The 24,843-nt window shown below is 28.5% G+C and carries 26 protein-coding genes; 12 read left to right on the top strand and 14 right to left on the bottom strand.

Features of this window, described 5'->3' with window-relative positions; translation table 11 throughout:
- Window positions 1–19 precede the first annotated feature (19 nt).
- Window positions 20–1,567 (bottom strand): hypothetical protein, encoded by a 1,548-nt coding sequence (locus A7L45_RS11470; protein ID WP_071612899.1) that lies wholly within the window; start codon window positions 1,565–1,567, stop codon window positions 20–22.
- A gap of 214 nt (window positions 1,568–1,781) precedes the next feature.
- On the opposite strand from A7L45_RS11470, the gene A7L45_RS11475 reads away from it, so the two are divergent.
- The 3 genes from A7L45_RS11475 to A7L45_RS11485 all read left to right on the top strand — a co-directional run bounded on the left by A7L45_RS11475 (window position 1,782) and on the right by A7L45_RS11485 (window position 4,236).
- Window positions 1,782–2,525: a hypothetical protein gene (locus tag A7L45_RS11475; protein WP_071612900.1), complete on the top strand. Its 744-nt coding sequence runs from the start codon at window positions 1,782–1,784 to the stop codon at window positions 2,523–2,525.
- A gap of 253 nt (window positions 2,526–2,778) precedes the next feature.
- On the top strand, window positions 2,779–3,540 hold the full coding sequence (locus tag A7L45_RS11480) for a hypothetical protein (RefSeq protein WP_071612901.1): 762 nt from the start codon (window positions 2,779–2,781) through the stop codon (window positions 3,538–3,540).
- Between the two features lie 153 nt (window positions 3,541–3,693).
- Window positions 3,694–4,236 (top strand): DUF4489 domain-containing protein, encoded by a 543-nt coding sequence (locus A7L45_RS11485; protein ID WP_071612902.1) that lies wholly within the window; start codon window positions 3,694–3,696, stop codon window positions 4,234–4,236.
- A 25-nt stretch (window positions 4,237–4,261) separates the two neighbouring features.
- On the opposite strand, the gene A7L45_RS11490 is transcribed toward A7L45_RS11485, so the two are convergent.
- From A7L45_RS11490 to A7L45_RS11495, 3 genes are all read right to left on the bottom strand, one after another.
- The gene (locus A7L45_RS11490; protein WP_071612903.1) at window positions 4,262–5,410 is read right to left on the bottom strand and encodes an aminotransferase class V-fold PLP-dependent enzyme; all 1,149 of its coding nucleotides are present in this window, start codon (window positions 5,408–5,410) and stop codon (window positions 4,262–4,264) included.
- A 279-nt stretch (window positions 5,411–5,689) separates the two neighbouring features.
- Window positions 5,690–5,848, bottom strand: a complete 159-nt coding sequence (locus tag A7L45_RS23220) for a hypothetical protein (protein WP_162855525.1) — start codon at window positions 5,846–5,848, stop codon at window positions 5,690–5,692.
- Window positions 5,849–6,084: 236 nt separating this feature from the next.
- The gene (locus A7L45_RS11495) at window positions 6,085–6,714 is read right to left on the bottom strand and encodes a hypothetical protein (RefSeq protein ID WP_071612904.1); all 630 of its coding nucleotides are present in this window, start codon (window positions 6,712–6,714) and stop codon (window positions 6,085–6,087) included.
- Between the two features lie 221 nt (window positions 6,715–6,935).
- Here A7L45_RS11495 and A7L45_RS11500 point away from each other — a divergent pair, with 221 nt between their 5' ends.
- Together A7L45_RS11500 and A7L45_RS11505 are read left to right on the top strand one after the other, a co-directional pair.
- Window positions 6,936–7,151, top strand: coding sequence for a YwbE family protein (locus A7L45_RS11500; RefSeq protein WP_071612905.1), 216 nt, complete (start codon window positions 6,936–6,938; stop codon window positions 7,149–7,151).
- A gap of 685 nt (window positions 7,152–7,836) precedes the next feature.
- Complete coding sequence (locus A7L45_RS11505; protein ID WP_071612906.1) at window positions 7,837–8,019, top strand: hypothetical protein; 183 nt, start codon at window positions 7,837–7,839, stop codon at window positions 8,017–8,019.
- Window positions 8,020–8,132: 113 nt separating this feature from the next.
- On the opposite strand, the gene pulA (A7L45_RS11510) is transcribed toward A7L45_RS11505, so the two are convergent.
- Complete coding sequence (pulA, locus tag A7L45_RS11510; protein ID WP_071612907.1) at window positions 8,133–10,022, bottom strand: type I pullulanase; 1,890 nt, start codon at window positions 10,020–10,022, stop codon at window positions 8,133–8,135.
- Between the two features lie 175 nt (window positions 10,023–10,197).
- Between pulA (A7L45_RS11510) and A7L45_RS11515 the strand changes: the two genes are divergently transcribed.
- A complete protein-coding gene (locus A7L45_RS11515; protein WP_071612908.1) occupies window positions 10,198–10,785 on the top strand; it encodes a protein kinase in 588 nt (195 codons plus the stop codon).
- Window positions 10,786–10,899: 114 nt separating this feature from the next.
- Here the strand turns inward: A7L45_RS11515 and A7L45_RS11520 are convergent, their stop codons facing one another.
- Window positions 10,900–11,388, bottom strand: a complete 489-nt coding sequence (locus tag A7L45_RS11520; protein WP_071612909.1) for a PIN domain-containing protein — start codon at window positions 11,386–11,388, stop codon at window positions 10,900–10,902.
- A 266-nt stretch (window positions 11,389–11,654) separates the two neighbouring features.
- Between A7L45_RS11520 and A7L45_RS11525 the strand changes: the two genes are divergently transcribed.
- Window positions 11,655–11,840 (top strand): hypothetical protein, encoded by a 186-nt coding sequence (locus tag A7L45_RS11525; protein WP_071612910.1) that lies wholly within the window; start codon window positions 11,655–11,657, stop codon window positions 11,838–11,840.
- 80 nt (window positions 11,841–11,920) lie between these two features.
- Here the strand turns inward: A7L45_RS11525 and A7L45_RS11530 are convergent, their stop codons facing one another.
- Window positions 11,921–13,936: a YgiQ family radical SAM protein gene (locus A7L45_RS11530; RefSeq protein ID WP_071614951.1), complete on the bottom strand. Its 2,016-nt coding sequence runs from the start codon at window positions 13,934–13,936 to the stop codon at window positions 11,921–11,923.
- A gap of 213 nt (window positions 13,937–14,149) precedes the next feature.
- Here A7L45_RS11530 and A7L45_RS11535 point away from each other — a divergent pair, with 213 nt between their 5' ends.
- On the top strand, window positions 14,150–14,536 hold the full coding sequence (locus tag A7L45_RS11535) for a hypothetical protein (RefSeq protein WP_071612911.1): 387 nt from the start codon (window positions 14,150–14,152) through the stop codon (window positions 14,534–14,536).
- Between the two features lie 71 nt (window positions 14,537–14,607).
- Here the strand turns inward: A7L45_RS11535 and A7L45_RS11540 are convergent, their stop codons facing one another.
- From A7L45_RS11540 to A7L45_RS11550, 3 genes are all read right to left on the bottom strand, one after another.
- Complete coding sequence (locus tag A7L45_RS11540) at window positions 14,608–14,922, bottom strand: hypothetical protein (RefSeq protein WP_071612912.1); 315 nt, start codon at window positions 14,920–14,922, stop codon at window positions 14,608–14,610.
- Between the two features lie 44 nt (window positions 14,923–14,966).
- Entirely contained in the window at window positions 14,967–15,920 is a 954-nt protein-coding gene (locus A7L45_RS11545; RefSeq protein WP_071612913.1) for an ROK family protein, read from the bottom strand.
- A gap of 166 nt (window positions 15,921–16,086) precedes the next feature.
- A complete protein-coding gene (locus A7L45_RS11550) occupies window positions 16,087–16,410 on the bottom strand; it encodes a hypothetical protein (protein WP_071612914.1) in 324 nt (107 codons plus the stop codon).
- Window positions 16,411–16,590: 180 nt separating this feature from the next.
- Here A7L45_RS11550 and A7L45_RS22870 point away from each other — a divergent pair, with 180 nt between their 5' ends.
- Both A7L45_RS22870 and A7L45_RS11555 read left to right on the top strand, forming a co-directional pair.
- Window positions 16,591–16,743: a lmo0937 family membrane protein gene (locus A7L45_RS22870; protein WP_151553639.1), complete on the top strand. Its 153-nt coding sequence runs from the start codon at window positions 16,591–16,593 to the stop codon at window positions 16,741–16,743.
- Between the two features lie 202 nt (window positions 16,744–16,945).
- Window positions 16,946–17,245, top strand: a complete 300-nt coding sequence (locus tag A7L45_RS11555) for a hypothetical protein (RefSeq protein WP_071612915.1) — start codon at window positions 16,946–16,948, stop codon at window positions 17,243–17,245.
- A gap of 62 nt (window positions 17,246–17,307) precedes the next feature.
- On the opposite strand, the gene A7L45_RS11560 is transcribed toward A7L45_RS11555, so the two are convergent.
- The 4 genes from A7L45_RS11560 to A7L45_RS11575 form a co-directional block, all read right to left on the bottom strand.
- Window positions 17,308–18,252 carry a TRM11 family SAM-dependent methyltransferase gene (locus A7L45_RS11560; protein ID WP_071612916.1) on the bottom strand — a complete coding sequence of 315 codons (945 nt, stop codon included), beginning with the start codon at window positions 18,250–18,252 and terminating at the stop codon, window positions 17,308–17,310.
- 60 nt (window positions 18,253–18,312) lie between these two features.
- On the bottom strand, window positions 18,313–19,227 hold the full coding sequence (locus tag A7L45_RS11565; RefSeq protein WP_071612917.1) for an alpha/beta hydrolase: 915 nt from the start codon (window positions 19,225–19,227) through the stop codon (window positions 18,313–18,315).
- Between the two features lie 117 nt (window positions 19,228–19,344).
- The gene (gene pulA, locus A7L45_RS11570; RefSeq protein WP_071612918.1) at window positions 19,345–22,068 is read right to left on the bottom strand and encodes a type I pullulanase; all 2,724 of its coding nucleotides are present in this window, start codon (window positions 22,066–22,068) and stop codon (window positions 19,345–19,347) included.
- Between the two features lie 468 nt (window positions 22,069–22,536).
- Window positions 22,537–22,773 (bottom strand): TIGR04540 family protein, encoded by a 237-nt coding sequence (locus A7L45_RS11575; protein WP_071612919.1) that lies wholly within the window; start codon window positions 22,771–22,773, stop codon window positions 22,537–22,539.
- 412 nt (window positions 22,774–23,185) lie between these two features.
- On the opposite strand from A7L45_RS11575, the gene A7L45_RS11580 reads away from it, so the two are divergent.
- Window positions 23,186–23,809 (top strand): DUF47 domain-containing protein, encoded by a 624-nt coding sequence (locus A7L45_RS11580; RefSeq protein WP_071612920.1) that lies wholly within the window; start codon window positions 23,186–23,188, stop codon window positions 23,807–23,809.
- Window positions 23,802–24,800, top strand: coding sequence for an inorganic phosphate transporter (locus A7L45_RS11585; protein WP_071612921.1), 999 nt, complete (start codon window positions 23,802–23,804; stop codon window positions 24,798–24,800). Before A7L45_RS11580 ends, A7L45_RS11585 begins: the two co-directional genes overlap by 8 nt.
- Window positions 24,801–24,843 lie beyond the last annotated feature (43 nt).

Here is a 24,843-nt window from a genome sequence, read left to right on the forward strand (position 1 = left end):
TTCTTATATAATATGATATTTATTTTTCAGTTCTTTTTTTAAAAATTCTATCTACAATACCTATGCTTTTTTCGAAATCTAAATCTCGCCTTAACGATTCCTTTTCATTAGTTAATTGTTGCAATTTATTTTTCAATTCGCTTATAACATTAGATTTAGATATTTTCTGCTTTTTTAATCTCTCATATTCATTAGCAATTTGCTGTGATTTATTTGTTAATTCATCTAGTAGTATAGTACTAGATATTTTTTCAACTTCCATCCTCTTTAACTTTTCCATAGAAGTTTTTTGAATTTCAGCTATTATAGAAAGTTTTTCTTCAGCCTTTTTCTTTGCAGTTGTAAGTCTAAAGAAATTATCTTCTGATTCCTCTATAACTCTTAGTTTTTGTTGATATTTTATTTGCAAATCTATAAGTTCTTTTTTCAAATCTCTGTTTTCTTTTTTTAAAATTAAGACTTCTTCTTGTAAATTTTTTTTTGCTTTTTCAACAGTAGAATCTAATATTACTTCTTTATCTACTTTATTATCTACTTTATTGATTTTGGAAAGATCGCTATCATGGTCATTATTTGTATAGTTAGGTAATACTAACTTTATTTCAAAAGAATTTGTTCCTAGTATATATCTACACTTTATATCATTATTTTTATCGATTAAAGATAAATATTTGTATATTAAAAATTCATCAGTTGTTTCCGTATAATATTCGAAGGGTTCACTCCATTTGTCTTTAAATGAAGACACAAAAACATTTTCACCTTCAGACCAAATTGACCAAAGGATGCCTTTAATTTCAACCAGACAAAAGTTAGTTGGTTTATAAGACGTTTCATGTACTTTATAATTTTTCATTTTCCCATCGGGTTCAATTAGTACATGTTCTAACAGATATAAAGAACCTTCTTTAGACAAATTCATTATATTTATATTATCTAAATGCAATAATGTATAAAAGTTAACATTACTACCGATAATGCCATATAATCTTTTTGGATTACTCCATTTATTATTTCTGTATTCTATGAAATTTAGTACTACTTCATCTTTTTCGCCTTTAATAAATACTAAAGATAAATTATCATTTTCTAACCTTTGCACTTCATAATGAAAAAAAATATCTTTTTGAAATGGTATGGTATCTATTGTATTAAATATACTATCATCCTTATTTAAGCATAAATGAATTAAAGAACAGTTTATTTTGTTTATGTTGTTTTTTGCAATGAAAAATATATTTATTGATTTATGAATTGTAATAACAGTTAATTCTGACATCTCATAGTGTTTATTTTCAAAAGTATAAATAGTTTTTCCAAGCCAATTATTAACCTCCCATACACAGTACTTAAGCTCTCCGAGTTTAACACTGTATACAATGCAAATTTCTCTATTTATGTCTAAGCTTACCACAAAATCTATAACTTCATTGTCAATTTTTTTTTCTTTAGTCCACTTATCTTCATTGTACATTATACTATATACTAGTTCTCTATTATCATTTACATAAAATTTCCATATATGATCTTCATCATCGTATAATAAACATGGACTACATATTATCATATTATTCATCTCCCTATAGAAATTATATTTTAATACAAAGCATTATATAACCTAATAGTGGATATTAAAAACTATATATAGTTGAATTCATAATAAAATATTTGATAATTTTAGTAAAAAGGTATATTACTCACAACTAATAACCACTTGCATAATATACCCTAAGGGACACGGATTAAAAAGTGTGTCACTTGACATAAAAGGAGGAAAATTAATGGCTATTACACATGATGATTTTATTCCAAGACCCGGTATCGTTAATAAACAAGGATACCTCCCTGATCCATCTGAATTAGTTTGCATTGAAATCCCAAAAGTTTTTGACCAGTGTCTAATTAAAAGATGCTTAATTTATGGTTGCGGACCAGATACAGTTGATACAGATGCGGAGTTAAGAAGCAACTCCCTTAATGGCCCAAAAACATTTACAGGATGTAGAAATTTCCATTTAAAGCTTATTTCGGTGGAGAAAATTCCATTAAAAAAAAATTCTAGTTATAAAAAAATAGTACTTTGTTTTGTAATCTCATTTTATGCGGATTTTATAGATTGTAAAGGAGAACCAAGCTACGATTTTTATGAAATTAATCGTACAGAAATTATACCAAAACTATATTGCCCAGATTCAATGGCACAAATATCTACCACTTCTGTGCCTACTGGTAAATCAAGTGATATTGATTCTGAAATTATAAAACTTGAGTTGGTACCAGAATGTCTAGGTGGTTTTTTTTGCAAAGACGATTGTGGTGAAAGTTTCTTAGATATAACCTTAGGATTTCATCTTATTGTAAAATGTGAGTTAGTTGTTCAACTATTAATTCCTTCATATGGATATTGTCCTATACCTTGTCAATGCGAAGAAGATTGTGAAGAAGATCCTTGTGAAGAATTTGATCGGGCTCCGGTTCCAAAATTTTTCCCGGATCAAAAGCTTGAACCCTTGTTTGATGAATAAGTTACATTTATATTGTATCTCATAACTACTTTTATTACATTTGTTACCATTTTTATTAGTACTTGAATAGATAAAAAGGCTCTAAAAAAAGGGTCTTTTTAAAAAAAATCTAATTGTCTAATTTAAAATTGACATTTAAAAACTATTTAATTTAATCACCCAATATATTAATCACAAGTTATAGGCAACTGCATATTATAAAACAGAGAACACGAATTAGAGTGTATCACTTAACATAAAAGGAGGATAATATATGTCTATTACTCATAATGACTTTATTGCAAGACCTGGTGTTGTTAACAAACAAGGACACCTTCCTGATCCAGCCGAGTTGGTATGTGTTGAAATTCCAAAAGTATTTGACCAATGCCTAATTAAAAGGTGTTTAGTTTATGGGTGCGGACCAGATACCGTAGATACAGATGCAGAATTAAGAAGTGACCCTCTTGACGATCCAAGAGTATTTACAGGGTGCAGAGATTTTAATTTAAAGCTAATTTCAGTAGAGAAGATCCCATTAAAGAAAAATCCTAGTTATAAGAAAGTAATAGTTTGCTTTGTAATTTCATTTTATGCAGAATTTATAAATTGTGATGGAGAAACAAAATGTGAATTTTATGAAATTAATCGTACAGAAGTTATACCAAAACTATATTGTCCAGATTCAATAGCACAAATCTCTGCTACAACTGTGCCAACTGGTAAAGCCAGTGATCTTGATTCTGATATTATAAAACTTGAATTAGTAGCAGAATGTTTAGATGGAATCTTTTGCAAAGATGATTGTGATAGTGTTTTAGATATAACCTTAGGATTTCATCTTATTGTAAAATGTGAACTAATTGTTCAATTATTAATTCCTGCATATGGATATTGCCCAGTACCTTGCCAATGTGAAGAGGAATGCGAAGAAAATCCTTGTGAAAAATTTGATAGGTCACCAGTTCCAAAGTTCTTCCCTGATCAAAAACTTAGGCCTTTGTTTGATGATGAATGTGAAGAAGATGATGAGTGAGTAAATTTTAGGAAAGTTTAAAATATCTAGAACATTTGCATGTAAAACTCATACATTATAGTATAAGAATTCTAATATATCCACCCTTATAAACAGTACATTTAGAATTCTTTTACTCTATATAACGAATTAAAATTTAGGAGGAATAAATATATGAATTCAATGTCAAAAGGTAATTGGCAAGAAGAAAAAGGATGTGGCTGTAAAAAAGAAAAAAGAGAAGAAGAAGGAACTAAAGTTTTATTGAAATGTAAAAGTGGAACTCCAATATCATTGAGATCTACCACTACTACTGGTACTCCAAATACAATCGCCACTCTTACTTTAAATACTTCACATTTTAAAAATCCATGTATTAAGCTTGAATTTGCAGCCAATATAAATTCTTCAACTGGCGTAGGCGAAAGTATAATTCTTGATTTCCAAGTGTTTAGACTATGTAGAGGTGAACGCGTGTCAACCCCAATTGGACCTATATGGACCTTTTCTAGAGGACCATCGACTGTAGTTGCTATTACGACTGATACTTTTTCTTTTTTAGTTTGTGATTGCGATTGTGATTGTGACTGTGGTATAGATGATTGTTGCACCTATTCTGTAGTTGTAACATCTAGAGCTGCAGTTCCTTCAGCTTTGGCAAATATCACCAATCCAATACTTTCAGCTTTAGTAGTAGAACAAAATAACCATTGTTAATGGTACCATATTAAAGAAAAAGGCCCTATAAAAAGGGCCTTTTTTCATGTATATCTATTAAAGCTTTAATAAGTTTTTCAATATCGTCTAAGCAATTAAAATATCCTGGACTTATCCTAACTGTGCCTCTTTGACTTGTACCAATTATATTGTGTATTAGTGATGCACAGTGAAACCCTGTTCTAACTGATATTCCTTTTTTATTAAGAAAATCTCCTACTTCAGATGCATCTACATTGTCTATGTTTAAAGAAACTACCGCTCCTCTGTTTTCATATTCAGTTCCTCCATAAATTTTAATATAAGATAATTTTTTTAATTCTTTTATTAAACATTCTACTAACATAATTTCATGTTTTCTTATATTTTCTATCCCTATTTTTTTAATAAACCTTAAACCTTCATACAATCCTGCTATTCCTGGTGTATTCAAGGTTCCACTTTCAAATTTATCAGGCAGAAAGTCAGGTTGCTTCATAGACAGTGAATCACTTCCAGTTCCTCCTTGAATAAACGAATCCAGATTGACACCTTCTTTTATATAAAGGCCTCCAGTACCTTGTGGCCCATATAATCCTTTATGACCAGGAAAAGCTAATAAATCAATATTATCAAGTACTACATCTATTGGTATAACTCCTGCACTTTGAGATGCATCGACCATAAATATTATTCCTGATTCTTTTGCGATTTGGCCTATACTTCTTATATCTTGCACAGTTCCTAATACATTGGAAGTATGGTTTATTATGATTGCTTTAGTCTTTTTACGTATCTTCTTTTTTAGATTATTAATGTTTAAATACCCCTTTTCATCAACACCTAAAAGAGTAAATGTTATTCCTTTTTTACTTAGGTAATTTAATGGTCTTAAAACCGAGTTATGTTCAATTACTGTACTAATAACATGATCTCCTGGTTTTAGTATTCCTTTTATGCCTATATTTAAAGATTCAGTAGCATTACAAGTAAAAACAATATTTAATAGGTTAGGAATGTTGAAAAGTTCACTTAACTCTTGCCTTGTATCCATAATTTTAGAGGATGCCTCAATTACCATATCATAAGAACCTCTCCCTGGATTTGCAGCATAATTTTCCATGCACTTTAATACTTCGGAATAGACCCCCACTGGTTTAGGGAAACTTGTGGCAGCATTATCAAGATATATCATAAAACCCTCCTATTTTGTTTATAGAATTTTATTGTTTATATAATATAAATATTTTGATATGCTTAAAATTATGCTTAAAATAATATTAACTTTTTTCTTTCTAATTTGTCACTAGCCTTTAACCATAGTTTGATATTGTAATTTACACTAGTAATTTTAATAGAAATACAAAAAAATAAAACCCCTAAAATAGGAGCTCATTTCTAAATTAATATTAATTAAGTTGGATATTACCTTAAAAATAGTTTATGTAGCAAAGTTACTATTAAAAACAACTTTTTATTTATCGAATAAACCACCAGTTTTTTTAGTGCTTCTTGCTGCTTTACTCTTTTTACCAATCACCTTAGTAGCTCTTGAAAGTCCGCTCTGTTCAGAACTTCTCTTTTTCTTTTCTTCAATAATCTTTTTCATCATTTCAATATTATTACTTGACATAAATTCTTCCTCCTTCGGCAGCAAATCAAGAATGGTAGATAATATAGAATTTATGTTCCAATTTATAATTTCCACATTTTCATTATATATATTCAAACTCAACTTGTTGTGTTCTCTACTAATCAGTTTATCTTAGTTCTTCGATAATTTCAATATAATATTATAAAATAACAGAGAATTTGATAAAAATTATTATTTAACATTATAATAAATATTAATTTACATAATTATAGAACCTAATGAGTAATATTATCTAATTTAATAAGTACATTCTTATATCCTAGTTTTATAATCTCGTTGTTATATAAATCTTCATACGTAACTATGTCGATATCAAATTCTAAAACCCTTAAGAAATTATTTCCATAAATCTTCTTAATAAACATCTCATAATCCTCTTTTATTAAGGTATAATGTTTTTCATCATAATGATAGCCTTTTGTATCATTATATAATTTTTCTATAATTCCATATAATTGATAAATATAACTAATATCTTTCAGATTAAAATCTTTTGCTAAAGCTACAATTGCCTGCGCATAATTAAAATTCATAGGTATAGGATAGATGCTGATCTTATTTTGATCATCAAATTCTTTTAACATTCTTAAGCTTTGAAATAATGTTGTACATATATCTAATTGAATAATTGTCGCATACTCATTGAGTTTTAAAGCTTTATTTTGCTCCGCGTATTCTCTATTGGCCTTTTCGATTTTACTCTGGGTCTTAATTGATAGAGCGGTAGAATTTTTATTTATAAACCAACTAAAAATGCCCCCTAAAATGGTACCAATTATTATAGAGGTAGATGATATAATGGGGTTTAAAAGATTATCAGGTATGAATAATAATGATTCTATCATCACAATATCTCCTTTCCAAAAATTGTTTTCTATAATATGGTCTCCATACTAATTTATTTTATTCTAGATTAGTTATTAGAAAATAATTATCTAAATGAAAATTATTTTGACAAAACAAGGGTATATGGAGTATTGTTTTATATAAGCTTATATAAATAAAGATTATATTAAAGAGTACATATATGCTTTTAAGTAATTTTATTAAAGGAGACTACAATTTCATGATTACGCAAAATGATAACAGAGGACAAACAAGAAGTAACGTACCAGTTGGTACTACAGTAGATGTTGTATTAAAAAAGGACCAGAGAACAACTAAATTAACTAGGGGTGTAGTTCAAAGAATACTAACAAACTCAGCGGTACATCATAGAGGAATAAAAGTTATGTTAGAAGATGGGCAAGTTGGCAGAGTGCAAGCCATTATTTCAAAGTAGAATTTAATAGTAAAAATCCAATTTATTATTAATAAATTGGATTTTTATTTTAATTCAAAGTTTCCCTTGCACTTTCTCTTAAACTGTTATATACTTAGAAAGTTACCTAGTAACAATGAAATCTTTACAAAACTACCTAATACGTACTAACGTATTAAAAATCGGATCATTAAATCACTTAACAAAAGAGAAGACACGAATTTTATAAACCCACGCTTAAATTCTTACCCTTTTCATTCGAAAATTTCTTAATGAATCCCTTATTAAAATTTTATTGAATAACGTACTGATAACACTTATAACATATCGTTTGTTATAACATGAATTTAAATCGCATTATATGAGTTACAATTAATATTTTTTGTGTACCCATATACTATTAAGGAGGTGCCTATATGAGAACAGAATACGTATTTGAAATTACAGAAGATGTAATAAATGAATGTTTGGAATGTCTAGACTAATAAAAAAAAATCAAATCTATCACTACTGCGGCTCTAGTGAAGGTTTCTTTTTTTTGTAAATATATATTTAATTTTGAATTTAAAATGAATACTGGAGATTATTTCTATAGTATATATTATCATAATATTTTGAAATAAAAAGTGTTGAAAAAAGAGGAAATTCCTTTTCAGTATAGAATATATACTTTAAGAGACTATTTACTTGAAAAGGAGTGACTAAAATGTTAACGATTTCTTTTATTAGTGGTGAAAGTGAAATATTGGATTTGAAACAATCTGAAAGTGATTTATTTAAAAACTGGTTTTATAATTTTGAAAACACCAGGCCTCATGAAGTTAACACTATGGGTAAAAAATATTTGTTTAATAAGAAAGCAATAGCTTATATTGAGATAGAACCCTAGATTTTAGTACTTTTTTAAATCATTAAACATTTTGTGATATAATTTGATAAAATCAAAGAAGCTGCATCTTAAAAAATGTAGCTTCTTTGTATGTTCCACAAATAACATTTTTGCTATTTACATAATATAATGCTAGAAATAGCTGGTACAATTATCTCACTTTGGCATGTTTTATCACCTTTACATACACCACTCACATTTACTTCGAATTCATTTGCTATAATTATCCATTCATCAGTATCTGGTATAATAAATTTAATCTCATTATTGTTAGCATTATGAATTATAAGTAAATTATCATAATTACCTGCAAAAGTTGAAGTTAATTCATATGCAACGCTGTTATAAGGCGAGTCTAGAAATTTCAACGATTTTCTTACATCATTATCATTGTCTAAAGTCAAAACCTTTTGACTTTTCCTTAAAGCAATAAGTCCCTTAATATATTCATAAGTTTCTGAAAATACAGATTTTCTATTCCAACTTATTTTATTAATCATGTCTCCAGCATTATAACTGTTATAGTTTCCTTGTTTAGTCATTAATATTTCTGTTCCACCTTGGATAAAAGGAACTCCTTGTGATGTAAGCACTATGGACAATGCTAACCTATTCATTTTTTCTCTTTCAAATGGAGTATTATGAGGATTGCTTTTCTCAAATTTATCATACAAGCATAAGTTATCATGAGCACTTACATAGTTTATGGATTCTCCAGGATTTTGTGTGAAATTGCATATATCATTATTATATTGGATTCCACCTACAATACCTTTCTTGATCTCTAACTCAAATCCTTTTCCACCGTTAACAAACCCTAAACTGGCCCCATCACTATCCCCCTTTAAAGCATTTCTTAAATCATCATTAAATACAGATACTTGCGTGCCCTTTTGAGTACCCTTTTTCATCTGCATATTCTGTGGTAATGAAGATGACCCTCCTGTCCATGGTTCGCCATAAATAATAATGTTTGAATTAATACTTTTAGCTTGATTTTCAATCTCTTTCATAGTACTAATATCTTCAAGTGCCATCAAATCAAATCTGAAACCATCTATTTTGTATTCCTGAGCCCAGAACTTAATACTATCAACTATAAATTTTCTAACCATTGGTTTTTCGGATGCAATTTCATTTCCACAACCAGAACCATTTGTATAGTTGCCATAATCATCTGTTCTATAATAATATTTGGGAACTAAGATATCCATCGGAGAATTTATTTTAGTAAAAGTGTGATTATATACAACATCCATAATTACATTAATACCATTTTCATGCAAGGCTTGAACCATAGTTTTGAATTCTCTAATTCGTACGGTACCATCATGAGCATCTGTAGCATATGAACCTTCAGGAACATTATATAAATATGGATCGTATCCCCAATTATATTCTTCTGTGTTTTCATCTACGCTTGCAAAATCAAAGACAGGTAATAAATGAACATGGGTTATTCCTAAGTCTTTGAGATGGTCGAGTCCTGTAATAACATCTATAGGCGTTTTAGTATTTTCCTCAGTAAAAGCTAAATACTTACCTTTATTTTTCATTCCTGAATATTCTGATGATGAAAAATCTCTAATATGAATTTCGTATATAATTGATTCAGTTCTATTAATTGCTGCAGGTCGTTTGTGATTTTCCCAATTATATGGATTTATAGAAGGAAAATCAATAATCATGCCCTTTTCACCATTAGCACTTGCACCTTTAGTATATATATCTGGCGTTTCCCTTTCTATCCCATCATTTAATACTAAATAATTATAATATTTATTTTTGTGATTCCCAATAAGTTCAAGTTCCCAAACTCCTTTTTCTCCCTTAATCATCTCATGTTTTTTTCCTAAGTAATCATCGAATGATTCATAAATTATTACTGATATTTTATCTATGGTAGGTGCCCATACTTTAAATATTGTATTTTCTTTAGAATAAACAGCACCTAAATCATTTCCATTATATATGAATTCCTGAGCATCTAATATTTTTGTCATTATCAAATCTTTCTCCTTAAGAATCCACTAAAGTGATTCAATTAATTGTATATATATTCCTTAACATTATATTATTAATTATAATATTAATCAAGATAACATTTATATATATAGGAAATACTTACAAGCCTTTGTCATATAATATAGTGATATCTATTGAAAAGAAGATGATAATATGAATGAGGACAAAAGTTACTATATTCAATTAAACAGCAAAGTTGAAAAAATGCTTAGAACATCAGAATTTTTAGGGGCTGGCCATAATGGAATAGTTTATTTGCTTCCTAACAAAAGAGTAATTAAAATTTTTAAAGATAAAAAAGTTTGTTCGGGAGAATATAATATTTTTGTTAAAACTAGAAAAAGCAAATATTTTCCTAATGTTTATGAGCATGGAGAATACTATATTGTAAGAGATTATGCAGGTGGACAACGTCTTGATAAATATATAAAAAAACATGGTATTAATGAAGTAATATCGCTTAACATAATTAAACTTATTGAAGAGTTTACTAAACTTAAATTTAACAGACTAGACATTAGGTGTAAAGATCTATACTTGATGGATGATTTTTCTATTAATGTAATTGATCCTAAAAATAATTACTCTAAAAATGTAAATTATCCAAGGCATTTAATGAAAGGTCTGAATAACTTAGGAGTAATAGATGAATTTTTATCAGTAGTTAGTGAAAAACGTCCAAAAACTTATAAGTTATGGAGTTTTAAATTCAACCAATATTTGGAGAAAAATATTAAGTAGGTATTATAAATTCTTATAATAAAAGTTCTAATACCTATGTACATTACTAATTAATTGTTAAAAAAAACATAAGAGACTGTAATCTATAAAGATACAGTCTCTTACAATAATATTTTATTGCAGCACATCTAAATCTCTTAAATCATCCAGAAATTCTTGAAAGTTTAGTGCTCTTGAAGAATTTAATATAATTCTTGCACTTCGAATTAACTTTTTATCCTCAGTTACAAGGATATATTCTTTATTTTTTTTACAAATATCAATTAAACTATAATCATTTATTGAAATTTTATCCCCATTAACTAAATATATATTTTTGTCTTGCTGATATTTAATAAAATCACTTGGTAAACTATCGTTTATAAAATTAGAAGATGTCTCATTATTAGTAATGATATGTCCTAACAATTTCAAAAATTTATTTGAGAGTACAAAATCTTCATTGAATTTTACATATTCTTTTACTGATAATTCCCCTGCTATGTCCTTTGAAATTTTAAAATCAACAGATTTTATATTTTCAATAGTATCAAGTAGGGTAGGATATTTATTCCACACCTTTATTACTATATTAGTATCCAATAAATACTCTTTACATATCATATATCTTATCTCCTTTAGAAGTAAATCTATAATAGGATTTCAAGATGCTTATATTTCTATTTTTTTAATATTATATTCATTATTATCTAAATGGTTGACTATTATTTATCTTTTTTTACCTTGATAAATGTATATATTACCATTATACTTTAGATAATATTATATAATTAAACAAACTTATATATTACTAAGATATGTTTAATTAATATTATTAAAGTGAGAATATAAAGAAAGGAGTAGCTGATACGCAGCTAATAGATGAAACTATGGAAGTACATGTATTTTTAAAAGGCAGCAAAAAAGCTGTTATTTATAGTGGTGACAGAATTGATGTTTTAGATTTTGAAATGGACAAAGTAAAATATAAGCAAATCAGATATTTTAGAAAGGGTTTCAGTAAAAGTGAACTTGTAGAACAAGAAAGTATAAACAAAATAGTTACAATAGCTTAATAATAATAATAATAATAATAATAATAATAATAATAATAATACCTACATCCTTTAATTGAATGTAGGTATTATTATAACTACTATTGTCTTTTCTTAAGTTTTGATTTCTTTTTGTTAGTACTTTTAGTTCCCTGACTTGGCCTACCTTGGGTTACTGTAGGTTTACTTTTATCTTTAAGTCTTTTGCTGATTGGCGCATCATTTGTTTTACTCTTTATGTTATTGATTTTACCTCTATTTCCACCCTTTAATTCTTTTTGCTTTCCAATCTGATTATTGAATTGCTCTTTATTCTTTTTTCCTCTAGGTTTTACTAGGCACTTAGGTCCATAACCAATAAGGTCTTCTCTTCCAGCTTGTGTTAAAGCTGATAATACTAAATCGTATTTCATAGGGTCTTTATATTGAAGAAGTGCCCTTTGCATAGCTTTTTCATTTTTTGTCTTAGGTATATGTACTTCTTCAAGAGTTATTGGATCAAATCCTGTATAAAACATAGTAGTTGATAAAGTACCAGGTGTTGGATAAAAATCTTGTACTTGTTCTGGTTGATAATTAATATCTCTAAGGTATTCTGCTAGTTCTATTGATGATTCTAATGTGCATCCAGGATGACTAGACATAAAATAAGGAATAACGTATTGCTTCTTACCTATTTTCTCAGTAGACTCATAGAATTTTTCTAAAAATTTATTATAGGTTTTTCCTGCTGGCTTACCCATATATTTTAGAACTTTATGGGCGACATGTTCTGGTGCTACCTTAAGCTGTCCACTAACATGATGTTTTATAAGCTCATTTAAAAAAGTATCATCTTTGTCTGCCATAATATAATCATAACGCAGTCCTGAACGTACAAAAACTTTTTTTATATTTGGAAGTTCTCTTAATTTTCTTAGGAGTTTTAAATACTCCATATGATCAACGTCTAAATTTTTGCATGGGCTAGGATGTAGACATTGTCTATCCTTGCAAGCACCTACCTTTAACTGTTTATCACATGCTGGTCTTCTAAAATTAGCTGTAGGGCCTCCTACATCATGAATATATCCTTTGAAATCTTTAAGTTTTGTAATTTGGATTGCTTCCTCAATTAGTGAATTTTCACTTCTGCTTTGCACAATTCTTCCTTGATGAAAAGTTATGGCACAAAAAGCACAACTCCCAAAACACCCTCTTGAACTTACTAGACTAAACTGAACTTCCTCTATAGCAGGTATTCCGCCCATTGCTTCATAACTAGGGTGATAATTTTTCTGATATGGCAAGCCATAAACTATATCTAATTCTTCTCTCGTAAGGGGCATTTCTGGTTTGTTTTGTACAAGATACTTGTTGGCATGTTTTTGCACAATACCAATTCCGCGAATAGGATCTTGCTCATCATATTGTATTTTAAAGGCCTCTGAATATTTATGTAAATCTCTACATACTTCTTTATAAGATGCTATTTCAATATAGCCTTCTATATTTTCTATATCGTCAGTAACATAACAGGTGCCAAGTACTTTTGTAATATCTTTTATATCTATGCCTGCATTTAACTTTGACGCAATATTAACGACTTGTTTTTCACCCATGCCATAGATTAATAAATCTGCTCCGCTATCTATAAGCATTGATTTTCTTACCTTATCACTCCAATAATCATAATGTGCAAAGCGCCTTAAACTTGCTTCTATGCCACCAATAATAAGAGGAACATTTTTATAGGCTTCCTTAATTCTATTGCAATAAACTATCGTAGCTCTATCAGGTCTTAGTCCCATTTTTGCACCTGGAGAATATAAATCTTTTTCTCTTATTTTCTTACTTACGGTATAATGGTTAACCATAGAATCCATATTGCCAGAATTAACTAAAAATCCAAGTCTTGGTTTGCCTAGTTTTTTAAAGTCATCTATATTTTTCCAATCAGGTTGGGCTATTATCCCTACTTTATAACCTTCATTTTCTAAAACCCTTGAAATGATTGCAGTTCCAAAACTATGATGATCTACATATGCATCACCTGTAACTATAATGAAATCTAATTCAGTCCAACCTCTATCTGCAATATCTTGTTTGCTAATAGGTAAATATTTATTATCTTTAATTAAGTCCACCTTCTTTTGATTTAATCGTAAGTTTTAATATATAATGTGAAATACAATTATAGCATGCTTTATAAATTAATTCTTTAAAAATAACAACTTCTTGTAATTTTAGTAACACCATTTTTATATGTTTGCATATAATATAATGACTTCACGTTGTGAAGTTCATATATATAAACTATAATTTAACAGTTTATAATAAGGGGGAAATGTATGCATCGTTCAATAAATAACGTAAAAAATGAAAACATAGGATATAGTGAGGAAGCAATAACAAACACTACTAACAATATTCAACAAGATTTTAAAATAAATATTCATAATGGAAAAGGTTTTTATGAAACTGGAACTAATAATTCCTTTTGGTCAAGCTTGATTATTACCGCTAAAATATTCCAACCTCAAAATGGAGTTTGGGATATTGTAATTAGAGACAAATCAAAAAGAAATTTAGTAGTTTACGAAAATCATAACGTGGTACATGATAAAGAGATATCATTTAAATATAAAACAGGATTAAAAGTAAACCTTATAATTGAAGCTACTTGGACGCAAACTAAAGATACAACTCTATGTGGAGAAATATCTATTAATTACTAGTCCTCATATTTCTAATCCTATTTAGGTTTATTAAATTGTTCTTTCTAAAATTTAATAAACCTAAATAGGAATTAGATTTGTTCATTTACTTTTTCAAGCAATATTAAAAAGTCGTCCTGGTTTTTTCTTTCCAAATACATATCTATAAGTGACTGAGTAGACAATTTATTAAGACCTTTATATCCATTATCTAAAATATCAGTTAAAACATTCATAAAATAGTCTTTACTTTTATCTATATTATTAAGCATCTTTGAAGATATATCTTTTATTAATTCTTCTTTTATATTTTCTCGAAGCTTTTCTGTGTATTCTTTCATAAAAATTTGTGTTTCTTCAGGGTACTGAGAAAAATTGCCTGACATTATATCTTGAATTTCCATCATAACCACTCCTTAATAAATTATAACATTATTATTTTATATTAATGTTATACATCTCCATGTTTTGCAACCATTGCGGCACCAATTACACCTGCTTTATTACCTAACTGCGCTAAAACAATTTTAGCAATAGGTAAATCCTTATAATACTTATTTGCCAATACTTCTTTTGTAATCAAATCCAAAAGATATTGACCTGCCCCTGCAATTCCACCACCCAATACAATTATTTCTGGATCGATAAAATTAACTATATTAATTATACCTATACCTAAATATTTTATTAATCTATTAACTGCTAAGGCAGCTATTTTATCCCCTTTTTTAGCACAATCAAAGATTATTTTTGCATTTAGATTATCTATATTCCCCTCCACATTTTCCGTTATTGTAGTAGGTTCATTCATTTCCATAATTAGTTTTTTAGTATATTTTATTATAGCAGTAGATGATGCAAAAGTCTCTAAACAGCCGTTTCTCCCACAATTACAATTATAAAAATTTTCACCAATAACTGTATGTCCAAGTTCTGAGCCTACACCGTTAAACCCGCTATATATTTCACCGTTTATTATAATTCCACCACCAATACCTGTACCTAAAGTTAGCATTAGACCACTTTTACAATTTTGCATAGAACCACTCTCATATTCAGCAAGTGCAGCCACTGTTGCATCATTATCTATGTAAACCGGTGTATGAAGTGCATCTTCTAACATCTTTCGCAATGGTACATTTCTCCAACCAAGATTAACACAAAATATCACATTACCATCCTTATCGGCCAGACCTGGAATACCGACTCCTATAGCTGTTATTTCGTTAAGTTGCATATGGTATTCGTCTAGAACCTTTAGAACTAGACCTATCATATCATCTATTAGTTCTTGTGGCTCTCTTTCTGACCTTGTTTCACATGATTCTTCGTGTATTATTTTTCCATTCTCATCAACGATACCAATAGCAATATTAGTACCTCCTAAATCAATCCCTATATACATACACTGCTTCCTTCCATAGCTTCTGCTACCATTTATTTTGGGTAAAAATATTTTATTTATAATTATGTTTTTAATAACATTAGATAATTTTATGTATCGTTAAATTATATCATATATACGTATTCATGCTTTGTAAATTTTAAAAATCGCCAAATTATTTATACATTTATTTTCTATGGTACTTATAATATGCAATAACTTCTACATATTCACCTGTTTTATCATCAGTATAACTTAGAATTATTCCATTTTGGCTCATTAGTTCAGAACACTGTAAACTCTCAATAGAATGTGTAAAAATAACATTACTATCACTTTGAATAATAAATTGGTTATTCAAGATATTTATTACACAGCCCTTCCCTATTATAGATTCACCATATTGATTTGGATCTCTAGTTGTGACATATCTTACTTCAAAGTTATTGATTCTTTTAAGTCTTGCTTCATTTTCTTTTTTTGCTTTTGTCTTTTTACTATTAAAAAACATTTTATCACCCTATCTTTTATATTAATTATATTATACAATAAATTATTAAAAATAGGGTCATTGATAAATCTAATTATTTTATAAAAATTAGTGACAAATTTATATCGTATAATTTAGGTGACTTTGGGTAATTATAATAACTAATGACAATAAATATATATATGAAAGGTAGTGTTTTATATGGGATTTTTACGTTGGTTAGGCGGAATAATAGTACTCTTTTGGGTTTTAGGACTTATATTTAAAATTGGTGGTGGTATGATCCATCTATTACTTGTAATAGCCGCAATAGTATTTATAGTAGACATGATTTCAGGTAGAAAAAAGGTCTGAAAACCTATTATCCTGATAATTTTTTTAACCAATATTCACATTTTTCGCGAAATTATAGTAAAATTTAATTCTAACTAACATAAATAAGTATATTTGCTTTTATGCAGATATACTTATTTGTGGTGTCAGATTAATATTGTAATAAATTATTATTTTAACGTATAATATAGATTGTAAAAGAATAAAATTGTGAGGTAAAATAATGATAAAACAACAAATTGGTAATGATATAAAATCTAAAGAACCGCTTGCCCAAAATAACAAGAAATGGTGCCAACTAAAAAAAAATGAGCAGATATGTATTTCTAATATATTAAGAAATCAATATATTGATTTTGTATTAGGAAAAGACAGAAAACCAAATAAAAATGAAAAAGAGTTTATTACAGCTTGTGCTTATTTAGAAGTACTAGAAAATCAAATTTATATATCTGTACCTGACTTAAGAAAGTATTTTCAAAGTAGAATTCCAAAATATGATATTTCTATAGAAAAATTTTAATTACATAGTTTAAATCCAACCCTAAAAAGGAGGTGTATATATATTTATGCACCTCCTTTTTATTAACTACATATGTATATGTGTCTTTGAAAGGTTCCTTTTGATACACTGCACTTGTCATCTATGTGAAAGCCAACAGATTTAATTTGTTCTTCCATATCATCAAAAGTAACGATTACCATTTTAGCTGCTATCCTACGTGTACTATTCATAATAGCTAACTGCTGGGCTGTCGTAATTTGAGTAAATATCCCATAGGGGAGATCAACGATAGCTACATCATATTTATCTTGAATATCATTCATATCACCAATAGTTATCACATCTTCATATCCAAAATACCGGAGATTTGTCTTAGCATTTTTACCAATTAAAGGATTTATTTCATAACCTTTAATGTTAATATGCATTGAAATGGCTTCAATTAGTACTGTTCCAATGCCACAACAGGGATCTACAACACTACAGTTTAGATTATTACCTACGGCTATGTTAACAATGGCTCTACAAACGTTAACCTTTAATGCATTAGAGTAAGAAAAAGGTTTTTTGTTCCGTTGTAACCATTCAGAAGTATTGCTTTCACATTTACCAAATATCCATGTGTTTGCTATTTTTGTTATACCAAAAATAGTTTCTGGTTTTTTCATTTCACATTCTCCGAGTATACTAAATCCTATTTCAAATTCAATTCTACGACTCTCATGAAAACCTACATCTTCATGAGGTGCATTAATATAAGCAACTTTATATTTTTTGCTAGTTAATTCGTCATTATTAATTTGCTCTATAATTATCTCCATTGTTTCTCCCGTATACATTACTGAAATACATTTTTTTATAAAAGGACTTCTAGATGGGTCTATGTGTATACTAGAAAATAGATATTTATCATTAAGAGATTTATTGAAAAGACATTTGATTTCCATTTTACATAAACTTTCTTCGTCACTGGAATAATTAGTAATGTATAAATACTTCTTTTCATTTTGTAATAGATGAAACATTAAAACACAACCTTTCTATATAGAACATTCTATTTTATATTAGTTACATGCATTTATTGTTTAAATTATATTAATATCCATTAAAAATTTGTAAACTCGTTTTGTATATTCATCTTTGTTATTCCAGTATGATTGCGCATGACCAGCCTTTTGAGCAATATACATATCCTTGTAGCTATTCGTCACTGCGTACATTTGTTTACACATATAAGTAGGTACATAATCGTCATCTTCTCCGTGAATGAACAAAATTGGAACTTTTACTTTAGGTAGAGTTGTTATAGGTGACACATCTTTAAAATCCCATCCTGTTCGGATTTTACTGATTTTACTTGCTAATTTTATTAGAGCAAAATTGTTTATATTGTAATCTTTCTTTAATCTGCGACTAAATAGATCTTGCGCATCAGAGTAACCGCAGTCTTCTATGCAGAAATTAATTCTATTGTCGATTGCAATATTTTGAAGAGCTACGCCAGCACCCATTGATTCCCCATGTAGACCAATTATAATATCCTTTCCTAATTTATCAAATAACCAATCAGTACATTTTTTTAAATCAAACTTTTCGTAATAACCAAATGAAGTGTTACATCCCCCACTTAAACCATGATTTCTATGATCATAGATAAAAATAGCAAAGTCTTTTTTTAAAAACATATCCATGTATTTAACAGAAGAATATAAACTACAAGTTATTCCATGACACAATATAATAACTTTTTTTGAATTATTATTCGGGAAGAAAAATCCATGAATTTTATAATTATATTCTGAATCTATATATATCTCCTGTTTTTCCAAATTGTCAAATTTTTCTTTTTCTATTTTTCCTTCTTTAACTCCAGTGTCATATGTACAAGTATAATTTATAACCTCAGGATAAATGACTATACTACAAAAATGCCAACCTACAAATAAAATGATACTAGTAATAATAATTAATATTACTATAAAAGATATTATAATTAACATGTTAACACCTCTTTTGACTATATTTAAAATTTAAATCCATATAAATTTATTGATTATGAAGCAAAAAAGGGCCCTTTTTTTAATATAGGACCCATAAAATACGCAAATCAATGCATTCTAGATTTTTTTTCTCTTTTTCAAAAAAAACATTATGCAAGCAACTACACCTAGCGCTAATATAATATAAGTTCTAAAAGTTAGTGATGTAAATATATTTTCTGATTCATAATAAGCCACAATAGAGCTTAGTGCAGGAACAACTAAATATTCTCCATTAAATTGTTTTATAGTTTTAACTCCTGCTTTATCGCCATCTACTACGATATTCCATGTGCCATTATTTGATAATTTTATAGTCTTCTCCTCCCTATTTGCATTATATGCAACTACGATGTGCGCCCAACTATCCATGTTTGCATTGTAATTCATTTCATATGCTACCACATTTTCAGGAACTACTAAAAATTTTAAATTTTTCTTAATCATATCCGCAGAGGTCATTCTAAAGGCAGGATGTGCTTTTCTTAATTCAATTAAGCCTTTGAAATAATCAACAGTTTCAATGTTTTTAGATTCTCTTGTCCAATCAATTTTATTTACATTATCAGTTGCCTTATAAGAATTTTTAACACCCGCTTTAGTTCTTAAAAATTCTTGACCGGCTTGGAAGAATGGAATACCTTGTGAAGTAAGAATCATAGAATCTGCCATTTTGTGCATTTTTGTTCTTATTTCATCACTATCCTTGGGATTTGTTAAAAGGAGCTTATCCCATAAGGTATTATTAGCGTGAGATTCAGTATAATTAGCAATTTGTACAGGTTCTATATTACCATAAGTCTCTATAATATTAGAGTAATCTATGCCTCCAACCATTCCTTTTTTTATAGCTGTCTCTTTTTGAAGTGCACCATTAATGAAACCTTTTGCTTTTGGTAAAAAAACACTTCCACTTAGGCCATCTCTTATTTCATCATTGAATTGTGTTATTTCAGTAAGTTTACTTGCATTTTGTTTATTTGCTTTTACATCTGGTGAAACGGTAGTTCCCTTATCTGATCCATCTCCTAAAACGAGAATAGAAGGATTTATACTGCTTAGTTTTTTTCTAATTTCATTCATCGTCTTTAGATCAATAAGACCCATCTGATCAAATTTAAATCCATCTAAATTATATTCTTTTGCCCAATAGATAACTGAATCAACAATGAATTTTCTTGCCATAACATTTTCAGAAGCTATTGTATTTCCATAACCACTTTCATTTGAATTAGTTCTAAAATAGTACCCAGGTACTATTTTATTGAAATTAGAATTAATACCGCTGTACATGTGGTCATAAGCTACATCCACGTTTACCCTTAATCCATTATCATGAAGGGCTTGTACTGCTTGTTTTAATTCTTTAACTCGTGTGGTTGGGTTATATGGGTTAGTTGAATAACTTCCTTCAGGTGCATTGTAATTTTTTGGATTGTAACCCCAATTAAATTGTGCTTTATTTGAAGTTTCATTTATAGTAGAGTAATCGAATATGGGCATAAGCTCCACATGTGTTACGCCTAAGGCTTTTATGTAATCAATTCCTGTCGAGTTACCATCAATTCCCTTTGTGCCCATTTCAGTAAATGCTAGGAATTTTCCTTTATTTTTTATACCACTGTTAGTGTCTATGGAAAAATCTCTAACATGCAGTTCGTATATAATTGCATCAGTTAAATTTGAAAAATCAGGTTTTTCATTTGGTTTCCATATAGTAGGGTCTGTTTTCTTAAGATCTACCACAGCACCCTTATCACCATTTGCAGATACAGAACGTGCATAAGGATCCACAGCCTCATTCCAAACGCCTTTAATATTAACTTTATAAGTATAAAATATACCACTTTGATTTCCATTTAGATCAAAAGACCATGTTCCCTTTTCACTCTTCTTCATTTTGATTTCAGTTCCAGTTTTATCATTCCAATGTTCATAGGTTACTAGCTTGACCTCAGTTGCAGTCGGTGCCCAGACTTTAAAGCTCGTTTTGCTAGTAGAATAAGTGTTACCCAAATCATTTCCTTCATAAGAAAACATTTTTTCAAAACTAGCACTTTGCATTACATTACCAAATGCTATTTCCTTTTCTGGAAAAGCCGTCTTTGAGATTGTAATAGTTTGATTTAAATTTACATTTTCACTAAGTTCTATATTAGCAACTGTTGTAAAACCACCAATTACTTTTGAACTTGTTATTTTATTTATTTTTAGAGTTTTTCCATTTGATTTAACTATAAAGCCTTGAGCGTCAGCTGAGACAAATGGAAATGATACATTAGTTTCTATGTTTATTGTTTTCAAATCATCTAATTTTGCACTTACAAATTTATTGGGTTTATTTATAGTCTTACCAGGTATAATCTTAACTTTTAATTTGGTTGCTTCAGCTAAAGAATAGTATATTTTAGGGTCTCCACCATTAATCCAAACTTCCCCTACACCATTCTTGAATTTTTCAATAAATCTATCATCGTCTGTATCTTTTTTCCACTCATTTGTGTAAATTATAAAACCTACTTTATTAAGGTCTCCACCAAACTCAGTTTCACCAATCTGGCCAAATGAATCTTTACTAGTGAAATCAAACTTATTTCCATCTTTTTTATCGGGCCACAACCACATCTTCCATTTTGAATTATTGTCTGCATTTCTAGCATAATGAATAATTATCTTTGTTTTATCACTCTGTGCAAAGGTGTGGATATTTGTCAATATAAAAAGAAATCCTGTCGTAACTAAAACAGTTGTAATAAAAATAATTAAAGTATTTCTTTTGTTATTCCTGTTCCAAAAGTTCATAAATTTCTCTCCTAAAAATAAAATTATAGTCTATATTTTTTTGATTTACTTATACCTTATATAATAATTATGAATAAATTCAGTATATATTATATTGAAATATTTTACAACAATCAACTAAATGAAATCATTATTTTGTTAAGTTTTAGCAATATACTAATTAACGTTGCACTTATAGAAGTAATATATCGTTTAAAATAAATAGGGCTAATGATTAAAATATTAAGGCACAGATAGCTGACTAAAAGCCTGCAATTTGATACCTTTTTAAAATCAAATAGCCCTCAACGAATTCCATTAATGATAATAATTTATTGTGTATTCTTATCATTTATTTTTAGTCATTTATACCGCTTCTTGCTATTTAAACATTTTCACCTTAATACATTATATAATTTACGTAAGATATATACAAGCGGTTTGTTATTCTGTGATACATATCCTATTTTTTTGATGAAATTATAAAAATTAATTTTGTTTTTCAGATAATATTTTCTTAATAATAGCTACTCTAGATTCACCTAGTATATTAGAAATTTTTATAGGAATAAAGCCTTCCTTAGAAAGTTTATCCTCGTTAGCATTGGCTAATATAATTATTTTTTCTTTTAGCTTATCATATTCTATAACATCATCTAAATAAAAATCTACTAAATCTTTTAAACATGTTCCTAATTCTTTTGGGTTCTTATAAATTTTTCTCATATTGTACTCCTCATTGATTTATAATTAGTTTTTATTGACATAATACCTAAGTAAAATCCTAAACTCGACTAAAAGTATATCACAGATTTTTATTATAATCTTATATTAGTAATAAAATATTTAGTTTAAATATAGGTATGGTTATTTAATTTAGATAATATTTTTAAGAAAGCTATCTTATTTTCATTAATATTGACGAAATAACAAAAAAACAGAGTAAAATTTTACATTATAACACATAATATTACAGCCTACGTTAAGTTATGTTAAATATATTAATACAATATTGTACTTTGTTAAGTAATATCATATAATTAGGCTTGTACGGTTTAAAATATATCTTAATTTTAAATTCAGCAGTACATATTTTAATTTAAAACATGTTTTTTATTTATCGAAGGAGGAACAATCTATGTTTAATTTTAAACCACAAGACAATTTGTTTTTTGAGCTTTTCTCGAAGGGAGCTGAAATATTTAATAGTTCCGCAAAAGAGCTAAAATTGTTAATGAATGAACTCGATAATCCTAATGAAAGATTAGAGAAACTAGTAAAGCTTGAGCATGAAGGCGACCTTGTAACCCATGAATTGATTGAATATACTAAGAAAATGTTTATAACTCCATTAGACAGAGAAGATATATTTAATATAACAAAAGGAATAGACAATATTACTGATAGTATTGAATCTACAGCCCATTTGTTCTATATGTATAATGTGACCTCGGCTACTCCAGAAGCTATTGAACTTGTTGATAAACTTGTAGTTGTCGCATCAGACCTTGTTAAAGTGATTCTAGAATTAAAATCTCTTCGCAAAAGCACTATCTTAGTGGATAAAATCATCGATATAAACACTTTGGAAAACGAAGCTGATTTAATTTACAGAAAAGCGATGAGAAAACTATTCGAAAATCCCGAAGATATTTTATTCGTAATGAAATGGAAAGATTTATACCATTACCTAGAAGATAGCATTGATGCTTGTGAAACACTTGCAAATGAAATCCGAGGAGTTGGTATGAAATATGCTTAGTTCATCAATTATAGTTGTTGTAATAATATTAGCTCTTATCTTTGATTTTATAAATGGATTTCATGATACAGCTAATTCTATTGCTACATCTATTGGTACTAAAGTACTTACACCTATGCAAGCATTGGGAATGGCTGCAGTACTGAATTTTGTTGGTGCTATGTTACATACAGAAGTTGCAAAAACAATAGGAACTGGAATAATAAATAATGGTATAGCTACTCCTCAAATTGTAGCTATAGCATTAGTAGGAGCTATTATTTGGAACCTAATAACTTGGTATTATGCTATCCCTAGTTCTTCTTCGCATGCACTTGTTGGTGGACTTTTAGGTGCATCCATAACTACTCATAAACTTGATTTTTCTGTAGTTAATTGGAAAGGGTTTGTTGATAAAATAATAATCCCACTTATATCCTCACCAATAATAGGACTTGTATTTGGATTTTTATTTATGTTTTTGCTTACATGGTTATTCCATAAAGCAACTCATAAAAAAGTTAATGGTGTGTTTAAAAAATTACAAATTTGTTCTGCTGCTTTAATGGCATATAGCCATGGTTCAAATGATGCTCAAAAATCTATGGGTGTTATAACTATGGCACTAATTGCTGGTGGCTTTTTAAATGCTACTAACTTTGCTATACCATTGTGGGTAAAAGTTTCTTGTGCTTTAGCAATGTCACTCGGTACAATGGTAGGTGGTTGGAAAATAATAAAAACCATGGGTGTTAATATGATAAAGCTAGAGCCAATTGATGGATTTGCAGCAGAAACTGCAGCTGCACTTACTATTCAAGCAGCTACTGCATTAGGTGCACCGGTGAGCACAACGCATGTAATAACTAGTGCAATAATGGGTGTGGGGTCCTGTAAACGGCTTTCTGCCGTTAGATGGAGCCTTGCGAGAACTATACTTGTTGCATGGGTTTTAACTATTCCGTGTAGTGCCCTTATATCGTCAGTAATTGCACTTGTATTTTATAGGTAATACAATAGATTTGTATATAATACAATAAAACTTTAAAGAAATC

The organism is Clostridium estertheticum subsp. estertheticum (genome assembly GCF_001877035.1).
In the GTDB taxonomy this organism is placed as follows: Bacteria; Bacillota; Clostridia; order Clostridiales; family Clostridiaceae; genus Clostridium_AD; species Clostridium_AD estertheticum.

Bases quoted from the DNA above. Each gene is read 5' to 3' on its own strand.
- A7L45_RS11585 (WP_071612921.1), top strand. From the start codon at position 23,802: ATGCTTAGTTCATCAATTATAGTTGTTGTAATAATATTAGCTCTTATC.
- A7L45_RS11495 (WP_071612904.1), bottom strand. From the start codon at position 6,714: ATGATAGAATCATTATTATTCATACCTGATAATCTTTTAAACCCCATT.
- A7L45_RS11550 (WP_071612914.1), bottom strand. From the start codon at position 16,410: ATGTTTTTTAATAGTAAAAAGACAAAAGCAAAAAAAGAAAATGAAGCA.
- A7L45_RS11485 (WP_071612902.1), top strand. From the start codon at position 3,694: ATGAATTCAATGTCAAAAGGTAATTGGCAAGAAGAAAAAGGATGTGGC.
- pulA (WP_071612918.1), bottom strand. From the start codon at position 22,068: ATGAACTTTTGGAACAGGAATAACAAAAGAAATACTTTAATTATTTTT.
- A7L45_RS11545 (WP_071612913.1), bottom strand. From the start codon at position 15,920: ATGTATATAGGGATTGATTTAGGAGGTACTAATATTGCTATTGGTATC.
- A7L45_RS11475 (WP_071612900.1), top strand. From the start codon at position 1,782: ATGGCTATTACACATGATGATTTTATTCCAAGACCCGGTATCGTTAAT.
- A7L45_RS11535 (WP_071612911.1), top strand. From the start codon at position 14,150: ATGCATCGTTCAATAAATAACGTAAAAAATGAAAACATAGGATATAGT.
- A7L45_RS11515 (WP_071612908.1), top strand. From the start codon at position 10,198: ATGAATGAGGACAAAAGTTACTATATTCAATTAAACAGCAAAGTTGAA.
- A7L45_RS11525 (WP_071612910.1), top strand. From the start codon at position 11,655: ATGGAAGTACATGTATTTTTAAAAGGCAGCAAAAAAGCTGTTATTTAT.
- A7L45_RS11490 (WP_071612903.1), bottom strand. From the start codon at position 5,410: ATGATATATCTTGATAATGCTGCCACAAGTTTCCCTAAACCAGTGGGG.
- A7L45_RS23220 (WP_162855525.1), bottom strand. From the start codon at position 5,848: ATGTCAAGTAATAATATTGAAATGATGAAAAAGATTATTGAAGAAAAG.
- A7L45_RS11500 (WP_071612905.1), top strand. From the start codon at position 6,936: ATGATTACGCAAAATGATAACAGAGGACAAACAAGAAGTAACGTACCA.
- A7L45_RS11560 (WP_071612916.1), bottom strand. From the start codon at position 18,252: ATGTTTCATCTATTACAAAATGAAAAGAAGTATTTATACATTACTAAT.
- A7L45_RS22870 (WP_151553639.1), top strand. From the start codon at position 16,591: ATGGGATTTTTACGTTGGTTAGGCGGAATAATAGTACTCTTTTGGGTT.
- A7L45_RS11505 (WP_071612906.1), top strand. From the start codon at position 7,837: ATGTTAACGATTTCTTTTATTAGTGGTGAAAGTGAAATATTGGATTTG.
- A7L45_RS11575 (WP_071612919.1), bottom strand. From the start codon at position 22,773: ATGAGAAAAATTTATAAGAACCCAAAAGAATTAGGAACATGTTTAAAA.
- A7L45_RS11470 (WP_071612899.1), bottom strand. From the start codon at position 1,567: ATGATAATATGTAGTCCATGTTTATTATACGATGATGAAGATCATATA.
- A7L45_RS11540 (WP_071612912.1), bottom strand. From the start codon at position 14,922: ATGATGGAAATTCAAGATATAATGTCAGGCAATTTTTCTCAGTACCCT.
- A7L45_RS11580 (WP_071612920.1), top strand. From the start codon at position 23,186: ATGTTTAATTTTAAACCACAAGACAATTTGTTTTTTGAGCTTTTCTCG.
- A7L45_RS11565 (WP_071612917.1), bottom strand. From the start codon at position 19,227: ATGTTAATTATAATATCTTTTATAGTAATATTAATTATTATTACTAGT.
- A7L45_RS11480 (WP_071612901.1), top strand. From the start codon at position 2,779: ATGTCTATTACTCATAATGACTTTATTGCAAGACCTGGTGTTGTTAAC.
- pulA (WP_071612907.1), bottom strand. From the start codon at position 10,022: ATGACAAAAATATTAGATGCTCAGGAATTCATATATAATGGAAATGAT.
- A7L45_RS11520 (WP_071612909.1), bottom strand. From the start codon at position 11,388: ATGATATGTAAAGAGTATTTATTGGATACTAATATAGTAATAAAGGTG.
- A7L45_RS11555 (WP_071612915.1), top strand. From the start codon at position 16,946: ATGATAAAACAACAAATTGGTAATGATATAAAATCTAAAGAACCGCTT.